Source organism: Streptomyces sp. NBC_00234 (assembly GCF_036195325.1).
GTDB lineage: Bacteria > Actinomycetota > Actinomycetes > Streptomycetales > Streptomycetaceae > Streptomyces.
In genome coordinates, this window is the sequence record NZ_CP108101.1 from 2609159 (window position 1) to 2625889 (window position 16731).

The 16731-nt window shown below is 70.2% G+C and carries 15 protein-coding genes; 4 read left to right on the top strand and 11 right to left on the bottom strand.

What is annotated here, in order from left to right:
- Positions 1-440: 440 nt before the first annotated feature.
- The 5 genes from ppdK to OG230_RS11425 all read right to left on the bottom strand — a co-directional run bounded on the left by ppdK (position 441) and on the right by OG230_RS11425 (position 7086).
- Complete coding sequence (gene ppdK / locus OG230_RS11405; protein WP_328910060.1) at positions 441-3161, bottom strand: pyruvate, phosphate dikinase; 2721 nt, start codon at positions 3159-3161, stop codon at positions 441-443.
- Positions 3162-3751: 590 nt separating this feature from the next.
- The gene (dusB, locus tag OG230_RS11410; RefSeq protein ID WP_328910061.1) at positions 3752-4900 is read right to left on the bottom strand and encodes a tRNA dihydrouridine synthase DusB; all 1149 of its coding nucleotides are present in this window, start codon (positions 4898-4900) and stop codon (positions 3752-3754) included.
- 126 nt (positions 4901-5026) lie between these two features.
- Positions 5027-5242 (bottom strand): DUF6243 family protein, encoded by a 216-nt coding sequence (locus tag OG230_RS11415; protein ID WP_328910062.1) that lies wholly within the window; start codon positions 5240-5242, stop codon positions 5027-5029.
- A 162-nt stretch (positions 5243-5404) separates the two neighbouring features.
- The gene (locus tag OG230_RS11420; RefSeq protein ID WP_328910063.1) at positions 5405-5608 is read right to left on the bottom strand and encodes a hypothetical protein; all 204 of its coding nucleotides are present in this window, start codon (positions 5606-5608) and stop codon (positions 5405-5407) included.
- Between the two features lie 95 nt (positions 5609-5703).
- Positions 5704-7086, bottom strand: a complete 1383-nt coding sequence (locus OG230_RS11425) for a glycine--tRNA ligase (RefSeq protein ID WP_328910064.1) — start codon at positions 7084-7086, stop codon at positions 5704-5706.
- A gap of 222 nt (positions 7087-7308) precedes the next feature.
- On the opposite strand from OG230_RS11425, the gene OG230_RS11430 reads away from it, so the two are divergent.
- From OG230_RS11430 to OG230_RS11445, 4 genes are all read left to right on the top strand, one after another.
- Complete coding sequence (locus tag OG230_RS11430; RefSeq protein ID WP_328910065.1) at positions 7309-8271, top strand: metal ABC transporter substrate-binding protein; 963 nt, start codon at positions 7309-7311, stop codon at positions 8269-8271.
- Between the two features lie 44 nt (positions 8272-8315).
- Positions 8316-9098 carry a metal ABC transporter ATP-binding protein gene (locus OG230_RS11435; protein WP_328910066.1) on the top strand — a complete coding sequence of 261 codons (783 nt, stop codon included), beginning with the start codon at positions 8316-8318 and terminating at the stop codon, positions 9096-9098.
- Positions 9098-10009 (top strand): metal ABC transporter permease, encoded by a 912-nt coding sequence (locus tag OG230_RS11440; RefSeq protein ID WP_328911372.1) that lies wholly within the window; start codon positions 9098-9100, stop codon positions 10007-10009. Before OG230_RS11435 ends, OG230_RS11440 begins: the two co-directional genes overlap by 1 nt.
- Positions 10010-10074: 65 nt before the next feature.
- Positions 10075-10512, top strand: coding sequence for a Fur family transcriptional regulator (locus OG230_RS11445; protein WP_328910067.1), 438 nt, complete (start codon positions 10075-10077; stop codon positions 10510-10512).
- Positions 10513-10531: 19 nt separating this feature from the next.
- Here OG230_RS11445 and OG230_RS11450 read toward each other — a convergent pair whose 3' ends face one another.
- The 6 genes from OG230_RS11450 to OG230_RS11475 are packed head-to-tail and all read right to left on the bottom strand — an operon-like array spanning position 10532 to position 16670.
- On the bottom strand, positions 10532-10927 hold the full coding sequence (locus tag OG230_RS11450; protein ID WP_328910068.1) for a hypothetical protein: 396 nt from the start codon (positions 10925-10927) through the stop codon (positions 10532-10534).
- Between the two features lie 23 nt (positions 10928-10950).
- Entirely contained in the window at positions 10951-11778 is an 828-nt protein-coding gene (locus OG230_RS11455) for an isoprenyl transferase (protein WP_328910069.1), read from the bottom strand.
- Between the two features lie 21 nt (positions 11779-11799).
- Positions 11800-12546 (bottom strand): DNA repair protein RecO, encoded by a 747-nt coding sequence (recO, locus tag OG230_RS11460; protein WP_328910070.1) that lies wholly within the window; start codon positions 12544-12546, stop codon positions 11800-11802.
- Positions 12547-12586: 40 nt separating this feature from the next.
- Complete coding sequence (locus OG230_RS11465) at positions 12587-13276, bottom strand: response regulator transcription factor (RefSeq protein WP_328910071.1); 690 nt, start codon at positions 13274-13276, stop codon at positions 12587-12589.
- On the bottom strand, positions 13273-14550 hold the full coding sequence (locus OG230_RS11470) for a sensor histidine kinase (protein WP_328910072.1): 1278 nt from the start codon (positions 14548-14550) through the stop codon (positions 13273-13275). Before OG230_RS11470 ends, OG230_RS11465 begins: the two co-directional genes overlap by 4 nt.
- A gap of 14 nt (positions 14551-14564) precedes the next feature.
- Positions 14565-16670, bottom strand: coding sequence for an MMPL family transporter (locus OG230_RS11475; protein ID WP_328910073.1), 2106 nt, complete (start codon positions 16668-16670; stop codon positions 14565-14567).
- Between the last annotated feature and the right edge of the window lie 61 nt (positions 16671-16731).

Consider the following 16731-nt stretch of genomic DNA (forward strand, 5'->3'; position numbering starts at 1 on the left):
TACGACGTCGGGCACGAAACCGGAGCCGCCGAAAGAACGAACGAAGGCCGTGGGGGGCTTTGTCCGTTCGGCGGCGGTCGGCTCCGGTTACGGCTCCGTGTCCGGCGGGGGTAAGCCGGGTGCGGTCCATGGGTGGGGATCCATGGACCGCACCCCGGTCCTCTTACGGCCCGGAATTTGCGCAGTGAACGAGAAAAGGAACGCCGCTCAACCATCCGAAATTCAACGGAATCCACCACGTCCCGCCATTCCGTGGAAGTCCGGATGCACAGCCGCCGTCTTCCAGGTGACCGCCACCCCTGTCCGTAAGGAACACGACGAAGCGGCGGCACCCCCGCACAGGGTGCCGCCGCTTCTGCGGAGCTCCGGGGCCGCCGCTGGTCCGGCGAGGGTCGGTACGGCCCGACGGCGGCCCCGGAGTCAGGCAGTCACTGCCGCCGTCAGCGGCTGTCGCTCCCCTTGTCCGTCGAGCTCACGGCCGCGGCCCGGCCCGCCTCAAGACGCGCCACCGGGATACGGAACGGCGAGCAGGACACGTAGTCCAGGCCCACCTCGTGGAAGAAGTGCACCGACTCCGGGTCACCGCCGTGCTCGCCGCAGACGCCGAGCTTGAGGTCGGGACGGGTGGCCCGGCCGGCCTCGACGGCGCTGCGCACGAGCGCGCCGACGCCGTCCTTGTCGATCGTCTCGAACGGCGAGACCCCGAAGATGCCCTTCTCCAGGTACGCGGTGAAGAACGAGGCCTCCACGTCGTCACGGGAGAAGCCCCACACCGTCTGGGTCAGGTCGTTGGTGCCGAAGGAGAAGAACTGCGCGGCCTCGGCGATCTGACCGGCGGTCAGCGCGGCCCGCGGCAGCTCGATCATCGTGCCGATGGTCAGCTTCAGGTTCGTGCCGGTGGCCGCCTCGACCTCGGCGATGACCTGGTCGGCCTCGTCGCGGACGATCTCCAGCTCCTGGACCGTGCCGACGAGCGGAATCATGATCTCGGGACGCGGGTCGCCCTTGGCGTTCTTGCGCTGCGCCGCCGCTTCCGCGATGGCACGGACCTGCATCGCGAAGAGCCCGGGGATGACCAGACCGAGGCGCACCCCGCGCAGACCCAGCATCGGGTTCTGCTCGTGCAGCTTGTGCACGGCCTGGAGGAGGCGCAGGTCGTTCTCGTTGGCGTCCTTGCGGGACTCGGCGAGGGCGACCCGTACCGACAGCTCGGTGATGTCGGGCAGGAACTCGTGCAGCGGCGGGTCGAGCAGCCGTACGGTGACGGGCAGCCCGTCCATCGACTCGAACAGCTCGATGAAGTCGGCCTTCTGGAGCGGCAGCAGCTCGGCGAGCGCGGTCTCGCGCTCGGAGTCGGTGTCCGCCAGGATCAGCTTCTCGACCATCTCGCGGCGCTCACCGAGGAACATGTGCTCGGTGCGGCACAGGCCGATGCCCTGGGCTCCGAAGCGGCGCGCCCGGTTGGCGTCCTCGGCGTTGTCCGCGTTGGCCCGTACGCGCAGCCGCCGTACGCGGTCCGCGTACGCCATGATCCGGTGCACGGCGGCGACGAGCTCGTCGGCGTCGTCGGCGCCCGCGTGCATCCGGCCCTCGAAGTACTCGACGACCGGGGACGGCACGACGGGGACCTCACCGAGGTAGACCTTGCCGGTCGAACCGTCGATGGAGACGGTGTCGCCCTCCTCGATCACCCGGCCGCCGACAGTCATCCGGCGGCGCTTGGTGTCGACCTCCAGGTCCTCCGCTCCGCAGACACAGGTCTTGCCCATGCCGCGGGCCACGACGGCCGCGTGCGAGGTCTTGCCGCCGCGCGAGGTCAGGATGCCCTCGGCGGCGATCATGCCGTCGAGGTCGTCGGGGTTGGTCTCGCGGCGGATGAGAATGACCTTCTCGCCGGACCGGGACCACTTGACGGCGGTGTACGAGTCGAAGACGGCCTTGCCGACCGCCGCGCCCGGGGAGGCGGCGATGCCGCGGCCGAGCAGCTCGGTCTTCGCCTGGTCGTCGAAGCGGGGGAACATCAGCTGCGCGAGCTGCGCCCCGTTGACGCGCTGGAGCGCCTCGGCCTCGTCGATGAGGCCCTGGTCGACGAGCTGGGTGGCGATCCGGAAGGCGGCACCGGCGGTGCGCTTGCCGACGCGGGTCTGCAGCATCCAGAGCTGACCGCGCTCGATGGTGAACTCGATGTCGCAGAGATCCTTGTAGTGGGTCTCCAGCGTCTCCATGATCTTCATCAGCTGGTCGTACGACTTCTTGTCGATCGACTCCAGATCCGCGAGCGCCACGGTGTTGCGGATACCCGCGACGACGTCCTCGCCCTGCGCGTTCTCCAGGTAGTCGCCGTAGACGCCCTGGTGGCCGCTGGCCGGGTCACGCGTGAAGGCGACACCGGTACCGGAGCCCGCGCCGAGGTTGCCGAAGACCATCGAACAGACATTGACGGCCGTGCCGAGGTCGCCGGGGATGCGCTCCTGGCGGCGGTAGAGCTTGGCCCGGTCGGTGTTCCACGAGTCGAAGACCGCGTTTATGGCGAGGTCCATCTGCTCACGCGGGTCCTGCGGGAAGTCGCGTCCGGCCTCCTGCTTGACGATCTTCTTGAAGCTCTTGACCAGCTTCTTCAGATCGTCGGCGCCGAGGTCGGTGTCGACGGTGACCTTCTTGGCGTGCTTGGCGGCCTCCAGGGCCTCCTCGAAGAGGTCCCCCTCGACCCCGAGGACCGTCTTGCCGAACATCTGGATGAGGCGGCGGTAGGAGTCCCACGCGAAGCGCTCCTCGCCGGCCTGGTTGGCGAGACCCACGACGGACTCGTCGGAGAGGCCGATGTTGAGGACCGTGTCCATCATCCCGGGCATCGAGAACTTGGCACCGGAGCGGACGGAGACCAGCAGAGGGTCGTCGGCCTGGCCGAGCTTCTTGCCCATCTTCTGCTCGAGAGCGTCGAGGTGGGCGCTCACCTCCTCCCGCAGCGCGGCCGGCGCGTCACCACTGTCGAGGTAGACCTTGCACGCCTCGGTGGTGATGGTGAAGCCGGGAGGAACGGGCAGCCCGAGATTGGTCATCTCGGCGAGGTTGGCACCCTTGCCGCCCAGGAGATCTTTCAGATCCTTGTTGCCCTCGGTGAAGTCGTAGACGAACTTCTGGGGATCTTTGTTTTCCGACACGGGTCTCGACTCCTCGAGGACGCGGTGGCTGCCCTGACGGCGAGGAACATACCCAGATCGAAGGTGTCTGGGTACGTCCACTTGCGCGTCATGCGGCCTCAACCACCCGTCCGCCAGCAGATCGAAAGTGGCACGGCACCCGGACGGGCGGGCGAGATTGATTCACTTCTTGAACGCATAACTACAACACGTGATCAATATCGGGCACATTCGACACAGTGCGTAGGGGAAGCGTCGATCGATCAAAGTAAAGTCGCCTGGCACCCAGTGCCATCATTTGAGAAGTACACCGTCCAAATTACTGCTCATCTGAGCAATGCGCTCCTCAGGGGTGGCGAGAATCACGCCCCCGAGGCCGCTCAGATGTCACCATCCGGACGTCATATGGGCACCGACCGGTCACCCAAAGCCGAGAACACCGGTGCGGAGCGTGAGACCGACAGGGAAATCTCGTCGTATCTCTTCGAAACAGCCGCTCAGATGAGCAATCGGATACGGGGCACTCGGTGCCCGGCCCTCCGACATGCGAAACGGGTCCCGCGGAAGCGCCGAGGCACTCCCGCGGAACCCGCTCCGGGGGCCGGGAACGCTCAGCCGCCCGAGGTGTCCAGCTCCGCGTCCGCGCTCACACCGGCGCAGTCGTAGGGGTCCTTCAGCCAGCCGTCCGGGAGCACCACCCGGTTGTTGCCCGAGGTGCGCCCGCGCGGCCCGTCCGCGCCGTCCGGCCACGGCTGGTCCAGGTCCAGTTCGTGCAGCTGGCCGCCGAGCTCCTCCAGCGAAGAGGTGACGGCGAGCTTCTTGCGCATCTCGGAGCCCACCGCGAACCCCTTGAGGTACCAGGCCACGTGCTTACGGAAGTCGATCACGCCACGGGTCTCGTCGCCGATCCACTCCCCCAGCAGCGTCGCGTGCCGCAGCATCACGTCCGCGACCTCCCGGAGGCCGGGCGCCCGGCGCGTCTCCGTGCCCTCGAAGGCGCTCACGAGGTCGCCGAAGAGCCAGGGGCGGCCCAGGCAGCCCCGGCCGACCACGACGCCGTCACAGCCGGTCTCACGCATCATCCGCAGGGCGTCGTCCGCGCACCAGATGTCGCCGTTGCCGAGGACGGGGATCTCCGGGACGTGCTCCTTGAGGCGCGCGATGGCCTCCCAGTCGGCCGTGCCGCCGTAGTGCTGGGCCGCGGTCCTGCCGTGCAGGGCGACGGCCGTCACGCCCTCCTCGACGGCGATCCGGCCCGCGTCCAGGAACGTGATGTGGTCGTCGTCGATGCCCTTGCGCATCTTGATGGTGACCGGGAGGTCGCCGGCATTGGACACGGCCTGGTTGAGGATCGCCCGCAGCAGGGGCCGCTTGTACGGGAGCGCGGAGCCGCCGCCCTTGCGGGTGACCTTGGGCACCGGGCAGCCGAAGTTCAGGTCGATGTGGTCGGCGAGGTTCTCGTCGACGATCATCCGGACCGCCTTGCCGACGGTGACCGGGTCCACTCCGTACAGCTGGATGGAGCGCGGGGTCTCGCTCGCGTCGAAGTGGATCAGCTGCATGGTCTTCTCGTTGCGCTCGACCAGTGCCCGCGTGGTGATCATCTCGCTGACGAACAGCCCCTTGCCCCCGGAGAACTCCCGGCACAGGGTGCGGAAGGGGGCGTTGGTGATGCCGGCCATGGGGGCGAGCACCACCGGCGGCTGCACGGTGTGCGGGCCGATCCGGAGCAGCGGGGGCGCGGGGGCGAGCGTGGTCATTCACCCATTGTCGCGTACCGCGAAAGTACCACCGGCGGCCGGGACGACGGGCCGGGCCCGGATACGGGTGCGGGCCCGGATCACCAGGTGATCCGGGCCCGCGGTCGTACGGGTGGGGAGGAGGCGTCAGCTCTGGGCCGGCGCGTCCTGGTCCGCGGAGTCGTCCGAGGAGGCGGCGGCGGACTGGGCGCGCTCACGCATCTTGCGCACCAGCTCCTGCTTCTTCTCCTCGGCGGTCTGACGGTCGGCGTTGCGCGAGGGGCCAGCGCCCTGCTGTTCGGCGCGGGACAGCTTCTTGCGCTGTCCGCCCACACCGAGAAGGTTGTTCCGGCTCTTTGCCACGGGGTTCTCCCATTCGTGGTGAGAAGTGAGGTCTGCAGTGATCAGGGATCGATCCGATGGGCGGCGGGGGGTCAGTCCCGCCGCGCTCTCACTCGTAGATCTGGAAGAACGAAGACATGCCGGAAACGGTACCCCGGCTCCGATGGCCACGGCACCCACTTTTCAGGCGGTCGGGTCCACGGTCGCCTGGTGGGCCTCGGCAAGGTGCTCCTGGGCCTTCAGCCACGGCAGGAACTGCGCGCCCTTGCGCCAGCCGCAGGTCTCGCAGCTCAGCTGGCGCTGCATGCCCGACTTGCTGACGTGGACGACGTGTTCACGGCCGTGGCCGTCCCACCTGCTGACCTTGCTCGTGGTCATGGACGGCATCCTGGCCTCCTGTGGACGGGTGCGCCCAGTGTGCAACGAAGCCCCCGGTCCCGTACGGGGAACCGGGGGCTTCGCCCGTTCAGGCGTGCGAAATGTCAGCAGCCGAGCAGTCGCGCACCCAGGTACGCCTGGATCTGGTCCAGGGAGACGCGCTCCTGCTTCATGGTGTCGCGCTCGCGCACGGTCACCGCGTTGTCGTCGAGGGTGTCGAAGTCGACGGTGACGCAGAACGGCGTACCGATCTCGTCCTGGCGGCGGTAACGGCGGCCGATGGCGCCCGCGTCGTCGAACTCGATGTTCCAGTTCTGCCGCAGGTCGGTGGCGAGGCCCTTGGCCTTCGGCGACAGCTGCGGGTTCCGGGACAGCGGCAGGACCGCGACCTTGACCGGCGCCAGGCGCGGGTCGAGGCGCATCACGGTGCGCTTCTCCATGACGCCCTTGGCGTTCGGCGCCTCGTCCTCGATGTAGGCGTCGAGCATGAAGGCGAGCATGGCGCGGTTGACGCCGGCCGCCGGCTCGATGACGTACGGGGTCCAGCGCTCACCGGCCTCCTGGTCGAAGAAGGTGAGGTCGTGACCCGACGCCTTGGAGTGCGCCTTGAGGTCGTAGTCGGTGCGGTTGGCCACGCCTTCGAGCTCGGAGAACTCGTTGCCGCCGAAGTTGAAGCGGTACTCGATGTCCGCGGTGCGCTTCGAGTAGTGCGACAGCTTGTCCTTGGGGTGGTCGAACCAGCGCATGTTCTCCTCGCGCAGGCCCAGACCGGTGTACCAGCTCCAGCGCTGGTCCATCCAGTACTGCTGCCACTCCTCGTCCTCGCCCGGCTTGACGAAGAACTCCATCTCCATCTGCTCGAACTCGCGGGTGCGGAAGATGAAGTTGCCCGGAGTGATCTCGTTCCGGAAGGACTTGCCGATCTGCGCGATACCGAACGGCGGCTTCTTGCGCGAAGTCACCTGCACCTGGGCGAAGTTGGTGAAGATGCCCTGGGCGGTCTCGGGACGCAGGTACGCGGCGGAGCCGGCGTCCTGGGTCGGGCCGAGGTGGGTCTGCAGCATGCCGGAGAACTGCTTGGGCTCGGTGAACTGGCCCTTGTTGCCGCAGTTCGGGCAGTTGATGTCGGCGAGACCGTTGGCGGGCAGGCGGCCGTGCTTGGCCTCGTACGCCTCTTCCAGGTGGTCCGCGCGGTAACGCTTGTGGCAGGAAGTGCACTCGGTCAGCGGGTCCGAGAAGGTCGCCAGGTGACCGGACGCCTCCCAGACCTCGGACGCCAGGATCACCGAGGAGTCGAGACCGACGATGTCCTCGCGCGCGGTGACCATGGAGCGCCACCACTGACGCTTGATGTTCTCCTTGAGTTCGACACCCAGCGGCCCGTAGTCCCAGGCGGCCTTGGAGCCACCGTAGATCTCACTGCAGGGGTAGACGAAGCCACGGCGCTTGCTCAGGCTGACGATGGTGTCGATCTTGTCGGCGGCCACGGTGCTCTCTTCATTACGACGGCGAAATTGGACAGGAGCGGCGCGAAGCGCGCCTCGGTGGGGGGTGGAGCTCAGGAGACGGGCGGGCTAATGCTCCAGATTACCGGCGGGCGCACCCCCCGGATCAAATCGGTGGGCGGTACCGGCGGTCCGCGCCCTACGTGGCGAGCATCTCATCCGGCTTGTTGACAATCGTTTCCATGATTGTTGAAAATGACTGTCATGAACGTACGTCGCCTCATACCCACCGCAGCCGTCGCCGGAGCAGTCGCCCTCGGCCTCACCGCCCTCTCCGCCTGCTCCACGTCCGACGCCGCGGACAGCAAGAACGGCGACAAGCTGAACGTGGTCACGTCCTTCTACCCGATGCAGTTCCTGGCCGAGGAGATAGGCGGGGACCACGTCTCCGTCGAGAGCCTCACCAAGCCCGGTGTCGAGCCCCACGACCTGGAGCTCACCCCGCGCCAGATCGGCGGCCTCGGCGACGCGGACTACATCCTCTACCTCAAGGGCATCCAGCCCGCCGTCGACGACGCCGTCACCCAGGCAGGCGTCCAAAACACCGTCGACGCGGCGACGCTGACCTCGCTGGAGGACCACGGGGCGGAGGTCGGGGGCGACGAGCACGGCCACGAGGACGAGCACGGCCACGAGCACGAGGCCGGCGCCGACCCGCACATCTGGCTGGACCCGGTGAAGTACGCCGAGGTCGCCAAGGGTGTCGGGAAGTCCCTGGAGAAGGCCGACCCGGACCACGCCACGGACTACGCGAAGAACACCGACGCCCTGGTCGACAAGCTGGGCGCGCTGAACACGTCCTTCGAGACGGGTCTGAAGGACACGTCGACCAAGACGTTCATCACCACCCACTCCGCCTTCGGATACCTCGCCGAGCGCTACGGCCTGACCCAGGAGGGCATCGCCGGCATCGACCCCGAGGCCGAGCCCAGCCCGGCCCGGATCAAGGAGATCCACACCGTGGCGAAGGAGAACAAGGCCACCACCGTGTTCTTCGAGACGCTCGCCAGCGACAAGACCGCGAAGACCGTCGCCCAGGACACCGGCCTGAAGACGGACGTCCTGGATCCGCTGGAGGGAATCACGGAGCAGTCCAAGGGCGCTGACTACATCGAGGTCATGAAGTCCAACCTGGCCGCGCTCCAGAAGGCCCTCGGCGCGAAGTGACCGACGTAACACCCGTACCGTCCTCAGCAGCACCGGAGGCGTTCATGCCGCAGCCCGAGAGCACCACACCCGATCCCGTGATCCGCCTGCGCGGCGCCACGGCCACGCTCGGCTCGCGCCCCGTGCTGCGGGGCGTCGACCTCACCGTGCACCGCGGTGAGGTCGTGGCCCTGCTCGGCGCCAACGGTTCGGGCAAGTCCACGGCCGTGCGCTCCGCGATCGGGCAGGTCCCGCTCACCGGTGGCACCGTCGAGCTCTTCGGCACCGAGCTGCGCCGCTTCCGCCAGTGGGCCCGCATCGGCTACGTACCGCAGCGCACGACGGCGGCCGGCGGCGTCCCCGCCACCGTCCGCGAAGTCGTCGCCTCCGGGCGCCTGTCCCGTACGAAGCTGAGGCTGCCCCGCAAGGCGGACCGGGAGGCCGTCGACCGGGCCATCGAGCTCGTCGGCCTCGCCGACCGGGCCAAGGACTCGGTGAGCGCGCTCTCGGGCGGGCAGCACCAGCGGGTGCTGATCGCGCGGGCGCTGGCCGCCGAACCCGAGCTGCTGATCATGGACGAGCCGATGGCCGGAGTGGACCTGGCCAGCCAGGAGATCCTGGCCGGGACGCTGCGCAGGCAGGTCGCCGTCGGCGCCTCCGTCCTGCTCGTCCTGCACGAGCTCGGCCCCCTGGAGCCGCTGATCGACCGCGCGATCGTCCTGCGCGACGGCTGCGTGATGCACGACGGGCCGCCCCCCGAGGCCCTGGGCCAGCACGCGCTGCCCGGCCACGACCACGTACACCCCCACGCGGCTTCCGAGCCCGTCCGGACGGGACTGCTGAGCTGATCATGCTGGAATTCCTCGAACCCGCCTTCATGCAGCGCGCCCTCATCGCCGCCGTGCTCGTCGGCATCACCGCCCCGGCCATCGGCATCTTCCTGGTGCAGCGGCGTCAGGCCCTGATGGGCGACGGCATCGGACACATCGCGATGACCGGTGTCGGTCTCGGCTTCCTGCTCTCCACGAGCCCCGTGTGGATGGCCACCGCCGTCGCCGTCGCCGGCGCGATCGTCATGGAACTGATCCGCTGGTACGGACACACGCGCGGCGACATCGCGCTGGCCATGCTCTTCTACGGCGGTATGGCGGGCGGTGTCCTGCTGATCAACCTCTCCGACACCGGGTCCAACGCCAACCTCACCTCGTACCTCTTCGGCTCGCTGTCGACGGTCTCCGAGGAGGACGTGACCGCCATCTGCGTACTGGCCGCCTTCGTGGTGCTGGTGACCGTGGGGCTGCGGCGGCAGCTGTTCGCGGTCAGCCAGGACGAGGAGTTCGCCCGGGTCACCGGGCTGCCGGTACGGGCGCTGAACCTCCTGGTCGCGGTGACGGCGGCCGTCACGGTCACCGTCGCCATGCGGGTCGTCGGGCTGCTGCTCGTCAGCGCGCTCATGGTGGTGCCGGTCGCGGCGGCCCAGCAGATCTCGAAGTCCTTCAAGGTGACCTTCGTCCTGGCGGTGGTCACCGGTACGGCGGTCACCCTGGCCGGAACCGTGACCTCGTACTACCAGGACGTCCCGCCCGGCGCGACGATCGTGCTGCTGGCCATCGCCGTGTTCGTCGTGCTCACCGCGCTCGCCGCACCGCTGGCACGGCGCCGGGCCCGGGCCACCGAGGCGAGCAGGGCGGAGTGCACCCTTGAGGTGAGGGCCGCCGCTCCGGCCGTCCCCGAGGAGCCGGACGACGTCCGGGTGTGACCGTGGACCCGGGGCGGGCTGGCACAATGGCCCGACACATGTACGGGCGACACGAGGAGGCAGCTGTGACGGCGCCGATCAGTGGCACGAACGCAGCGCCGGTACGCGGCCGGTCGACCCGGCAGCGGGCGGCGGTCGCGGCGGCGCTCGACGAGGTGGACGAGTTCCGCAGCGCCCAGGAGCTGCACGACGTACTCAAGCACCGCGGTGACTCGGTCGGGCTGACCACGGTCTACCGCACCCTGCAGTCCCTCGCCGACGCGGGCGAGGTCGACGTACTGCGCACCACCGAGGGCGAGGCGGTCTACCGCCGGTGCTCGACGGGCGACCACCACCATCACCTGGTGTGCCGGATGTGCGGCAAGGCCGTCGAGGTCGAGGGCCCCGCCGTGGAGCAGTGGGCGGAGACGATCGCCGCCCAGCACGGCTATGTGAACGTGGCCCACACCGTGGAGATCTTCGGGACCTGCGCGGAGTGCGCGGCGACCGCCGCGAAGAGCTGACCCGGCACGGGCGGGCCCGTCAGCCGGCCGGTCCGTCCGGCAGCATGTCCCCGCGGTCGACGCAGCGGTACGAGCCGTCGTCCTCGCGCGCCACACTGTCGTAGGACCAGCAGTGCAGCATCGGCGCGAGGCAGCTCAGGCGCCAGACGAGCAGCCCGCCGACGCAGACGGCCACGACCAGCCCCGCCCGCGCCCGCCGGCCGCCGACGGCCGCTCCGGCGACGAGCAGCAGGGCGGCGATGGCGCAGAGCAAGGCCACCACGGGAGCGCGGTTCTGGTGCAGCCCCGGGAACGTCTCCATCTCGATGGTGCCGCCGAAGCTCAGCACGGCGAGTCCCAGCGCCCCCACCTGCAGCACCGCCCCGGCGCACCCGCGGCCCCGTGTCCGCGCGTCCCGTCCCACCCCATGTGTCATGGGGTGGGAGCGTAACGCCAGGGTCAGACGGCCGGGCCCTCGGCGGTTCCCGCCTCCACCGCACCGCCGAAGCGCCGGTCGCGCTGCGCGTACTCCAGGCAGGCCCGCCACAGGTCGCGGCGGTCGAAGTCCGGCCACAGGACGTCCTGGAAGACCATCTCCGCGTACGCGCTCTGCCAGATCAGGTAGTTGGACGTGCGCTGCTCGCCGCTGGGCCGCACGAAGAGGTCCACGTCCGGCATGTCCGGGTAGTAGATGTACTTCGCGAACGTCTTCTCGTTGACCTTCGACGGGTCGAGCTTCCCGGCCGCCACGTCCTGCGCGATGCGCTGCGCGGCGTCGGCGATCTCGGCCCGGCCGCCGTAGTTGACGCAGAAGTACAGCGTCATCTTGTCGTTGTCCTTCGTCTGCTCCTGGGCGACCTGGAGCTCCTGGACGACGGACTTCCACAGCTTCGGCATGCGGCCCACCCAGCGGATGCGGATGCCCAGCTCGTCCATCTCGTCGCGGCGGCGGCGGATGACGTCCCGGTTGAAGTTCATCAGGAACTTCACTTCGTCGGGCGAGCGCTTCCAGTTCTCGGTGGAGAACGCGTACAGCGAGAGGTTCTTGACGCCCATCTCGATACAGCCCTTGAGGACGTCCATGACGACGCCCTCGCCGACCTTGTGGCCCTCGGTGCGCGGGAGGCCGCGTTCCTTGGCCCAGCGGCCGTTGCCGTCCATCACGACGGCGACGTGCTTGGGCACCAGCTCCCCGGGGATCTTCGGGGGTGTGGCGCCGGAGGGGTGCGGCTCGGGGGTCTTGAATGTGCGCCGGTTACGACCGCCGAGGATCCCGCGTACTGCCATGAGCTTCTTCGTCTCCCTGTGTCACTTCTCTACGTACCGCAGCGAGCGCAGTCCCCGCTCCAGATGCCAGTGCAGATAGGCGGACACCAGTCCGCTCCCCTCCCTGACATGACGCGCCTCGCACGCGTCCGCCGTCTCCCAGTCACCGGTGAGCAGCGCGCTCAGTAGTGCGACGGCCTCAGCTGAGGGTACGACGCTGCCGGGCACCCGGCAGTCGCCGCATATGACGCCGCCCGCCGCGACGGAGAAGAACCGGTTCGGACCGGGCATTCCGCACTTCGCGCAGTCCTCGAAGCTGGGTGCGTAGCCGTTGACCGCGAGGGAACGCAGCAGGAACGCGTCGAGGATGAGGTTGGGTGCGTGCTCCGCCCGGGAGAGGGTGCGCAGCCCGCCCACGAGGAGCAGGTACTGCTGGACCGCGGGCTCGCCCTCGTGGTCGGTGAACCGTTCGGCCGTCTCCAGCATCGCGGTGCCCGCCGTGTAGCGGGCGTAGTCGGCGACGATGCCGCCGCCGTACGGAGCGATCGTCTCGCTCTGGGTGCACAGGGGAAGGCCGCGGCCGACCAGTTCGCTGCCGCGCGCGAAGAACTGCACGTCCACATGGGAGAAGGGTTCGAGCCTCGCCCCGAATTTGGACTTGGTGCGCCGCACGCCCCGTGCGACGGCACGGACCCGGCCGTGGCCGCGGGTCAGGATCGTGATGATCCGGTCGGCCTCGCCCAGTTTCTGCGTACGCAGCACGACGCCGTCGTCCCGGAACAAGCTCATGCGTCCATTGTCGCCCACCCGGGGTCCCGGCCGGCCTCGGTCATCGTTCTCCGCCGCCTTCGGCGCCCGAGGCCGGGACGACGAGCCCGGACTCGTACGCCACGATGACCAGCTGGGCGCGGTCCCGGGCGCCCAGTTTGCCCATGATCCGGCTGACGTGGGTCTTCGCGGTGAGCGGGCTGAGCCCCAGGCTCTCGGCGATCTCGGTGTTGTTGAGGCCGCGGGCGACGAGGCCGAGCACCTGGCGTTCCCGGTCCGTGAGGCAGTCCGGGCCGCCTCCGCCGCCCGCGGCGGGCGCGGTGGGGGCGCTCAGCACGCGGGCGATCAGCCGGGCCGTCGGGCCGGGCGAGAGGAGGGCCTCGCCCGCGGCCACCGTGGTGATGGCGGCGAGGAGCTCGGCCGGCCTGGTGTCCTTGACCAGGAAGCCCGAAGCGCCCGCGCGGAGCGCCTCGACGATGTGCTCGTCGGTGTCGTACGTCGTCAGGACCAGCACCTTCACCCCCGCGAGGTCCTCGTCCGCGACGATGCGGCGGGTGGCCTCGATGCCGTCGAGGTCGGGCATCCGGATGTCCATGACGACGAGGTCGGCCCGTTCGCTGCGGGCCATGTCGACCGCCTCGATGCCGTTGGCCGCCTGGCCGACGACCGTCATGCCGGGGTCGGAGCCGACGAGCATGGCGAAGGCGGCCCTGACGAGCGTCTGGTCGTCGGCGAGCAGGACCCGGATCACGGCGCCACCCCGCGTACCGCCAGGTCCTCGTCGGCCGCCGCGGCGGCGTCCTGGAACGGGAGCACCGCCGCGACCTCGAACCCGCCGCCGGGGCGCGGCCCCGCCGTCAGCGTGCCGCCGGTGCTGCGGGCCCGCTCGCGCATCCCCACGATGCCGAACCCCGGCCCCTGACCGCTCTCCTGGGGGCCCGCGCCGTCGTCGGTGACCGTCACCCGCAGGGCGGGGCCCCGGGGCTCGGGGGCGACGGCGACCGTGATCCGTACGCCGGGTCCCGCGTGCCGTACGGCGTTGGTGAGGGACTCCTGCACGATCCGGTAGGCCGCAGCCCCCGTCGCGGGGGCGAGCCGGCCCTCCGGGGTCCGTACCGAGAGATCCACCTGCGCCCCGGCCGCCTCGGCGGCCCTGACGAGTCCCGGCAGTGCGGCCAGGTCCGGCAGCGGCCCGTCGCTCTCGTCCGAGCCCGCGCGCAGGACCTGGAGCGTGGTGCGCAGTTCGGCGCGGGCCTCCCGGCAGGTCCCGGCGATGTCGTCGAGGGACCTGGCGACCGCCTCCCGGTCCAGCCGCTCCGGGTCGACGGTCAGGATGTGCGAGGCCACCGCGGTCTGCACCCCGATCACGGTGATGCTGTGGGCCAGCAGATCGTGCAGATCACGGGCGATCCGCAGCCGCTCCTCGGCGACCCGGCGGCCGGCCTCCTCCTCGCGGGTGCGTTCGGCCCGTTCGGCGCGCTCGACCATCGAGGCGACGTACTGGCGGTAGATCCGCACGTCGACACCGCAGAACAGCACGGCGGCGATCCAGCCGGAGATCCGCAGCAGTTCGAGTCCCTGATGGGTGTCGATGCTGCTGACCACGGACACCATGGCGCCGAGCGCGACCGCGCCGGTCAGCAGGGTGCGCAGGGGCCTGCCGGTCACCGCCACGGTGTAGAGCGCGATGAAGGTCTGCGGCATCGGCCCCGAGTGCGCGTTGTCGAGCCCGTGGTACGTCATGAGGACCGGGATCATCGCCAGCAGGACGAGGACCGGGCTCTTGCGCCGCCACACCAGCAGGGCGGCGCTGGTCAGCAGCAGGGCCCAGCCGAGCGCGTCGGGTGCCCGCCCGTCGTCGGTGACGAGGGCGAGCACGACGGAGAGCGCACCGGCGCCCCCGGCAACGAGGGCGTCGGTGCGCAGCTTGTGCGGAGCGGCCATGGGGTCGCGGTTGACGACGGCCAGGACGCGCTCGCTGCGGCGTGCGGTTCGGGGTGCGGACACGCCGCCATCCTCCGGCATGGGTACGGGCCCCGTCAGTGGGTCGCCACGAGTTCCGGTTCCCGGGGTGCCTCCGGCCCGGCGGCCGGGGGTTTCCGGCTGAGCGCGCCGGGCCACCACACCCTGCGCCCCAGGGCCACGCTCGCCGAGGTGACCAGGTACGTACGGACCAGGAAGGTGTCGAGCAGCACGCCGACCGCGATGACGAAGCCCAGTTCGGCCAGCGCCACCATCGGCATGCTCATCAGCACTCCGAAGGTCGCCGCGAGCACCAGTCCCGCCGAGGCGATCACCGCACCCGTGGTCCGCAGCGCGGTGAGCGCCGCGTCCGTCGGCCCGGCCCCGGAGAGGGCCTCCTCCCGCATGCGGTGCATCAGGAAGATGCCGTAGTCGACACCGAGGGCCACCAGGAAGACGAAGGAGAGCAGCGGGAGTCCCGGATCGGTGCCCTCGAACCCGAGGAGCGGTTCGAAGACGAGTCCGGCGATGCCGAGCGAGGCTCCCCAGACGGCGACGACCGCGGCGACGAGCATCAGCGGGGCGATCAGGCTGCGCAGCAGCACGACGAGGATCAGCAGCACGGAGAGGATGACGAGCGGCACGACGATCTTCAGGTCGCGGGCGTTGGTCTCCTCCAGGTCCAGCTGCTGGGCGCTGGGCCCGCCGACGTGGCTGCCGTCCAGAGCGCCGCGCAGGGCCTCGATGGTGGCCCGCTCCCCCGGCGACTCGGGCCGGTCCCGGGGGACGACGGACAGTTCGGTCCAGCCGCCGCCGCTGCGCCCCCGTTCGGCGGAGACGACGCCTTCGGTGCCGCGGGCCTCCGCCAGGGTCTCGTCGGCCCGGTCGGTGGGCGCGATCACGGTGAGCGGCTGGGTTCCGCTGTCGGGGTAGGCGGCGCCGAGCGTCTCCATGGCCGCGATCGAGTCCGGCTTGCTGGTGAAGAAGTCCTCCTGCTTGAGGTCACCGGGCAGGGCGAAGGCGCCCAGGGACAGCGCGCCCAGCAGGACGCCTCCGGAGACGAGCACCGCGACGGGCCTGCGCCCGGCGGAGCCGCCCATCGCGGCGAACAGCGAACGGCGCCCCTTGGGCACGCTCCCGTACGCGGGCACGACCGGCCAGAAGACGCGGCGGCCCAGCAGCACCAGGAGGGCGGGCAGCAGGGTCGTCATCGCGAGCAGGGCGCAGAGCACGCCGACGGCCGCGATGGGGCCCATGCCGCGGCTGCTGTTGAGGTCGGCGGCCATCAGGCAGAGCAGCCCCGCGGCGACGGTCCCGGACGAGGCGACGACGGCCGGGCCGCAGCCGCGTAGGGCGGCGGCCATGGCGTCGTACGGCCGGGCGAAGCGGCCCAGTTCCTCGCGGTACCGGGCGACGAGGAGCAGTGCGTAGTCGGTGCCCGCGCCGAAGACCAGGATCGTCATCACGCCGGAGCTCTGGCCGCTGACCGTGACGTCGAAGCCCCGGTTGAGTCCGTACGCGACGGCCATCGACAGGAAGTCGGCCATGCCCGCGACGACGAGGGGCACCAGCCAGAGGAACGGGCTGCGGTAGATCAGGATCAGCAGGATCGCGACGACGGCGACGGTCGTGTAGAGCAGCGGCCCGCCGAGCGAGCCGTAGACCTCCTGGGCGTCCGAGATCAGCGCCCCGGGGCCGCCGACCTCCACGTCCAGTCCGCCGCCGCCGTGGGCGGTCCCGCGGATCTCGGCGACGAAGGCCGTCCTGGCCTCCTCGTCCTGTCCGGGCTCGGTCGAGGAGACCGCGTACATCAGCGTCGTGCCGTCCTCGGACGGAACGCCCCGGGGCGTGGCGCCGAGCACGTGGCTGCCGGCGATCTCGGCGGTCTGCTCCTCCGCCGTGGCGCGGTCGGCGGGCGTCAGCCCGCTGTCGCGGTGGTAGACGAGGACGAGGTCGGTGGACTCGCCGCCGGGCAGCGTGTCCTGGATCTTCGCCACCTGGGTGGAGTCGGCGTTCGCCGGCAGGTAGTCGACGGCCCGGTCCCGCTGTACGTCCCCGAGCTTGCCCGCGAACGGTCCGGCGACCGCGATCAGCGCCACCCAGAACGCGACGACCACCCAGGGCAGCGCCCGCCTCACCCCCGGGCGTGCTCTCGTCCCACTCACTTCCGTATCGGCCCCCATGACGTGGGCCCTCCCCTCTGGACGGTGAACTGCTCACGTCCAGGCTCCCGGCCGGGAGGGG

Excerpts from the sequence above, each read along its gene's own strand:
- dusB (WP_328910061.1), bottom strand. The coding sequence starts at position 4,900 with ATGACCACGCTCGCCCCCGCGCCCCCGCTGCTCCGGATCGGCCCGCAC.
- OG230_RS11420 (WP_328910063.1), bottom strand. The coding sequence starts at position 5,608 with ATGCCGTCCATGACCACGAGCAAGGTCAGCAGGTGGGACGGCCACGGC.
- OG230_RS11430 (WP_328910065.1), top strand. The coding sequence starts at position 7,309 with ATGAACGTACGTCGCCTCATACCCACCGCAGCCGTCGCCGGAGCAGTC.
- OG230_RS11435 (WP_328910066.1), top strand. The coding sequence starts at position 8,316 with ATGCCGCAGCCCGAGAGCACCACACCCGATCCCGTGATCCGCCTGCGC.
- OG230_RS11450 (WP_328910068.1), bottom strand. The coding sequence starts at position 10,927 with ATGACACATGGGGTGGGACGGGACGCGCGGACACGGGGCCGCGGGTGC.
- OG230_RS11455 (WP_328910069.1), bottom strand. The coding sequence starts at position 11,778 with ATGGCAGTACGCGGGATCCTCGGCGGTCGTAACCGGCGCACATTCAAG.
- recO (WP_328910070.1), bottom strand. The coding sequence starts at position 12,546 with ATGAGCTTGTTCCGGGACGACGGCGTCGTGCTGCGTACGCAGAAACTG.
- OG230_RS11470 (WP_328910072.1), bottom strand. The coding sequence starts at position 14,550 with ATGCCGGAGGATGGCGGCGTGTCCGCACCCCGAACCGCACGCCGCAGC.
- OG230_RS11475 (WP_328910073.1), bottom strand. The coding sequence starts at position 16,670 with ATGGGGGCCGATACGGAAGTGAGTGGGACGAGAGCACGCCCGGGGGTG.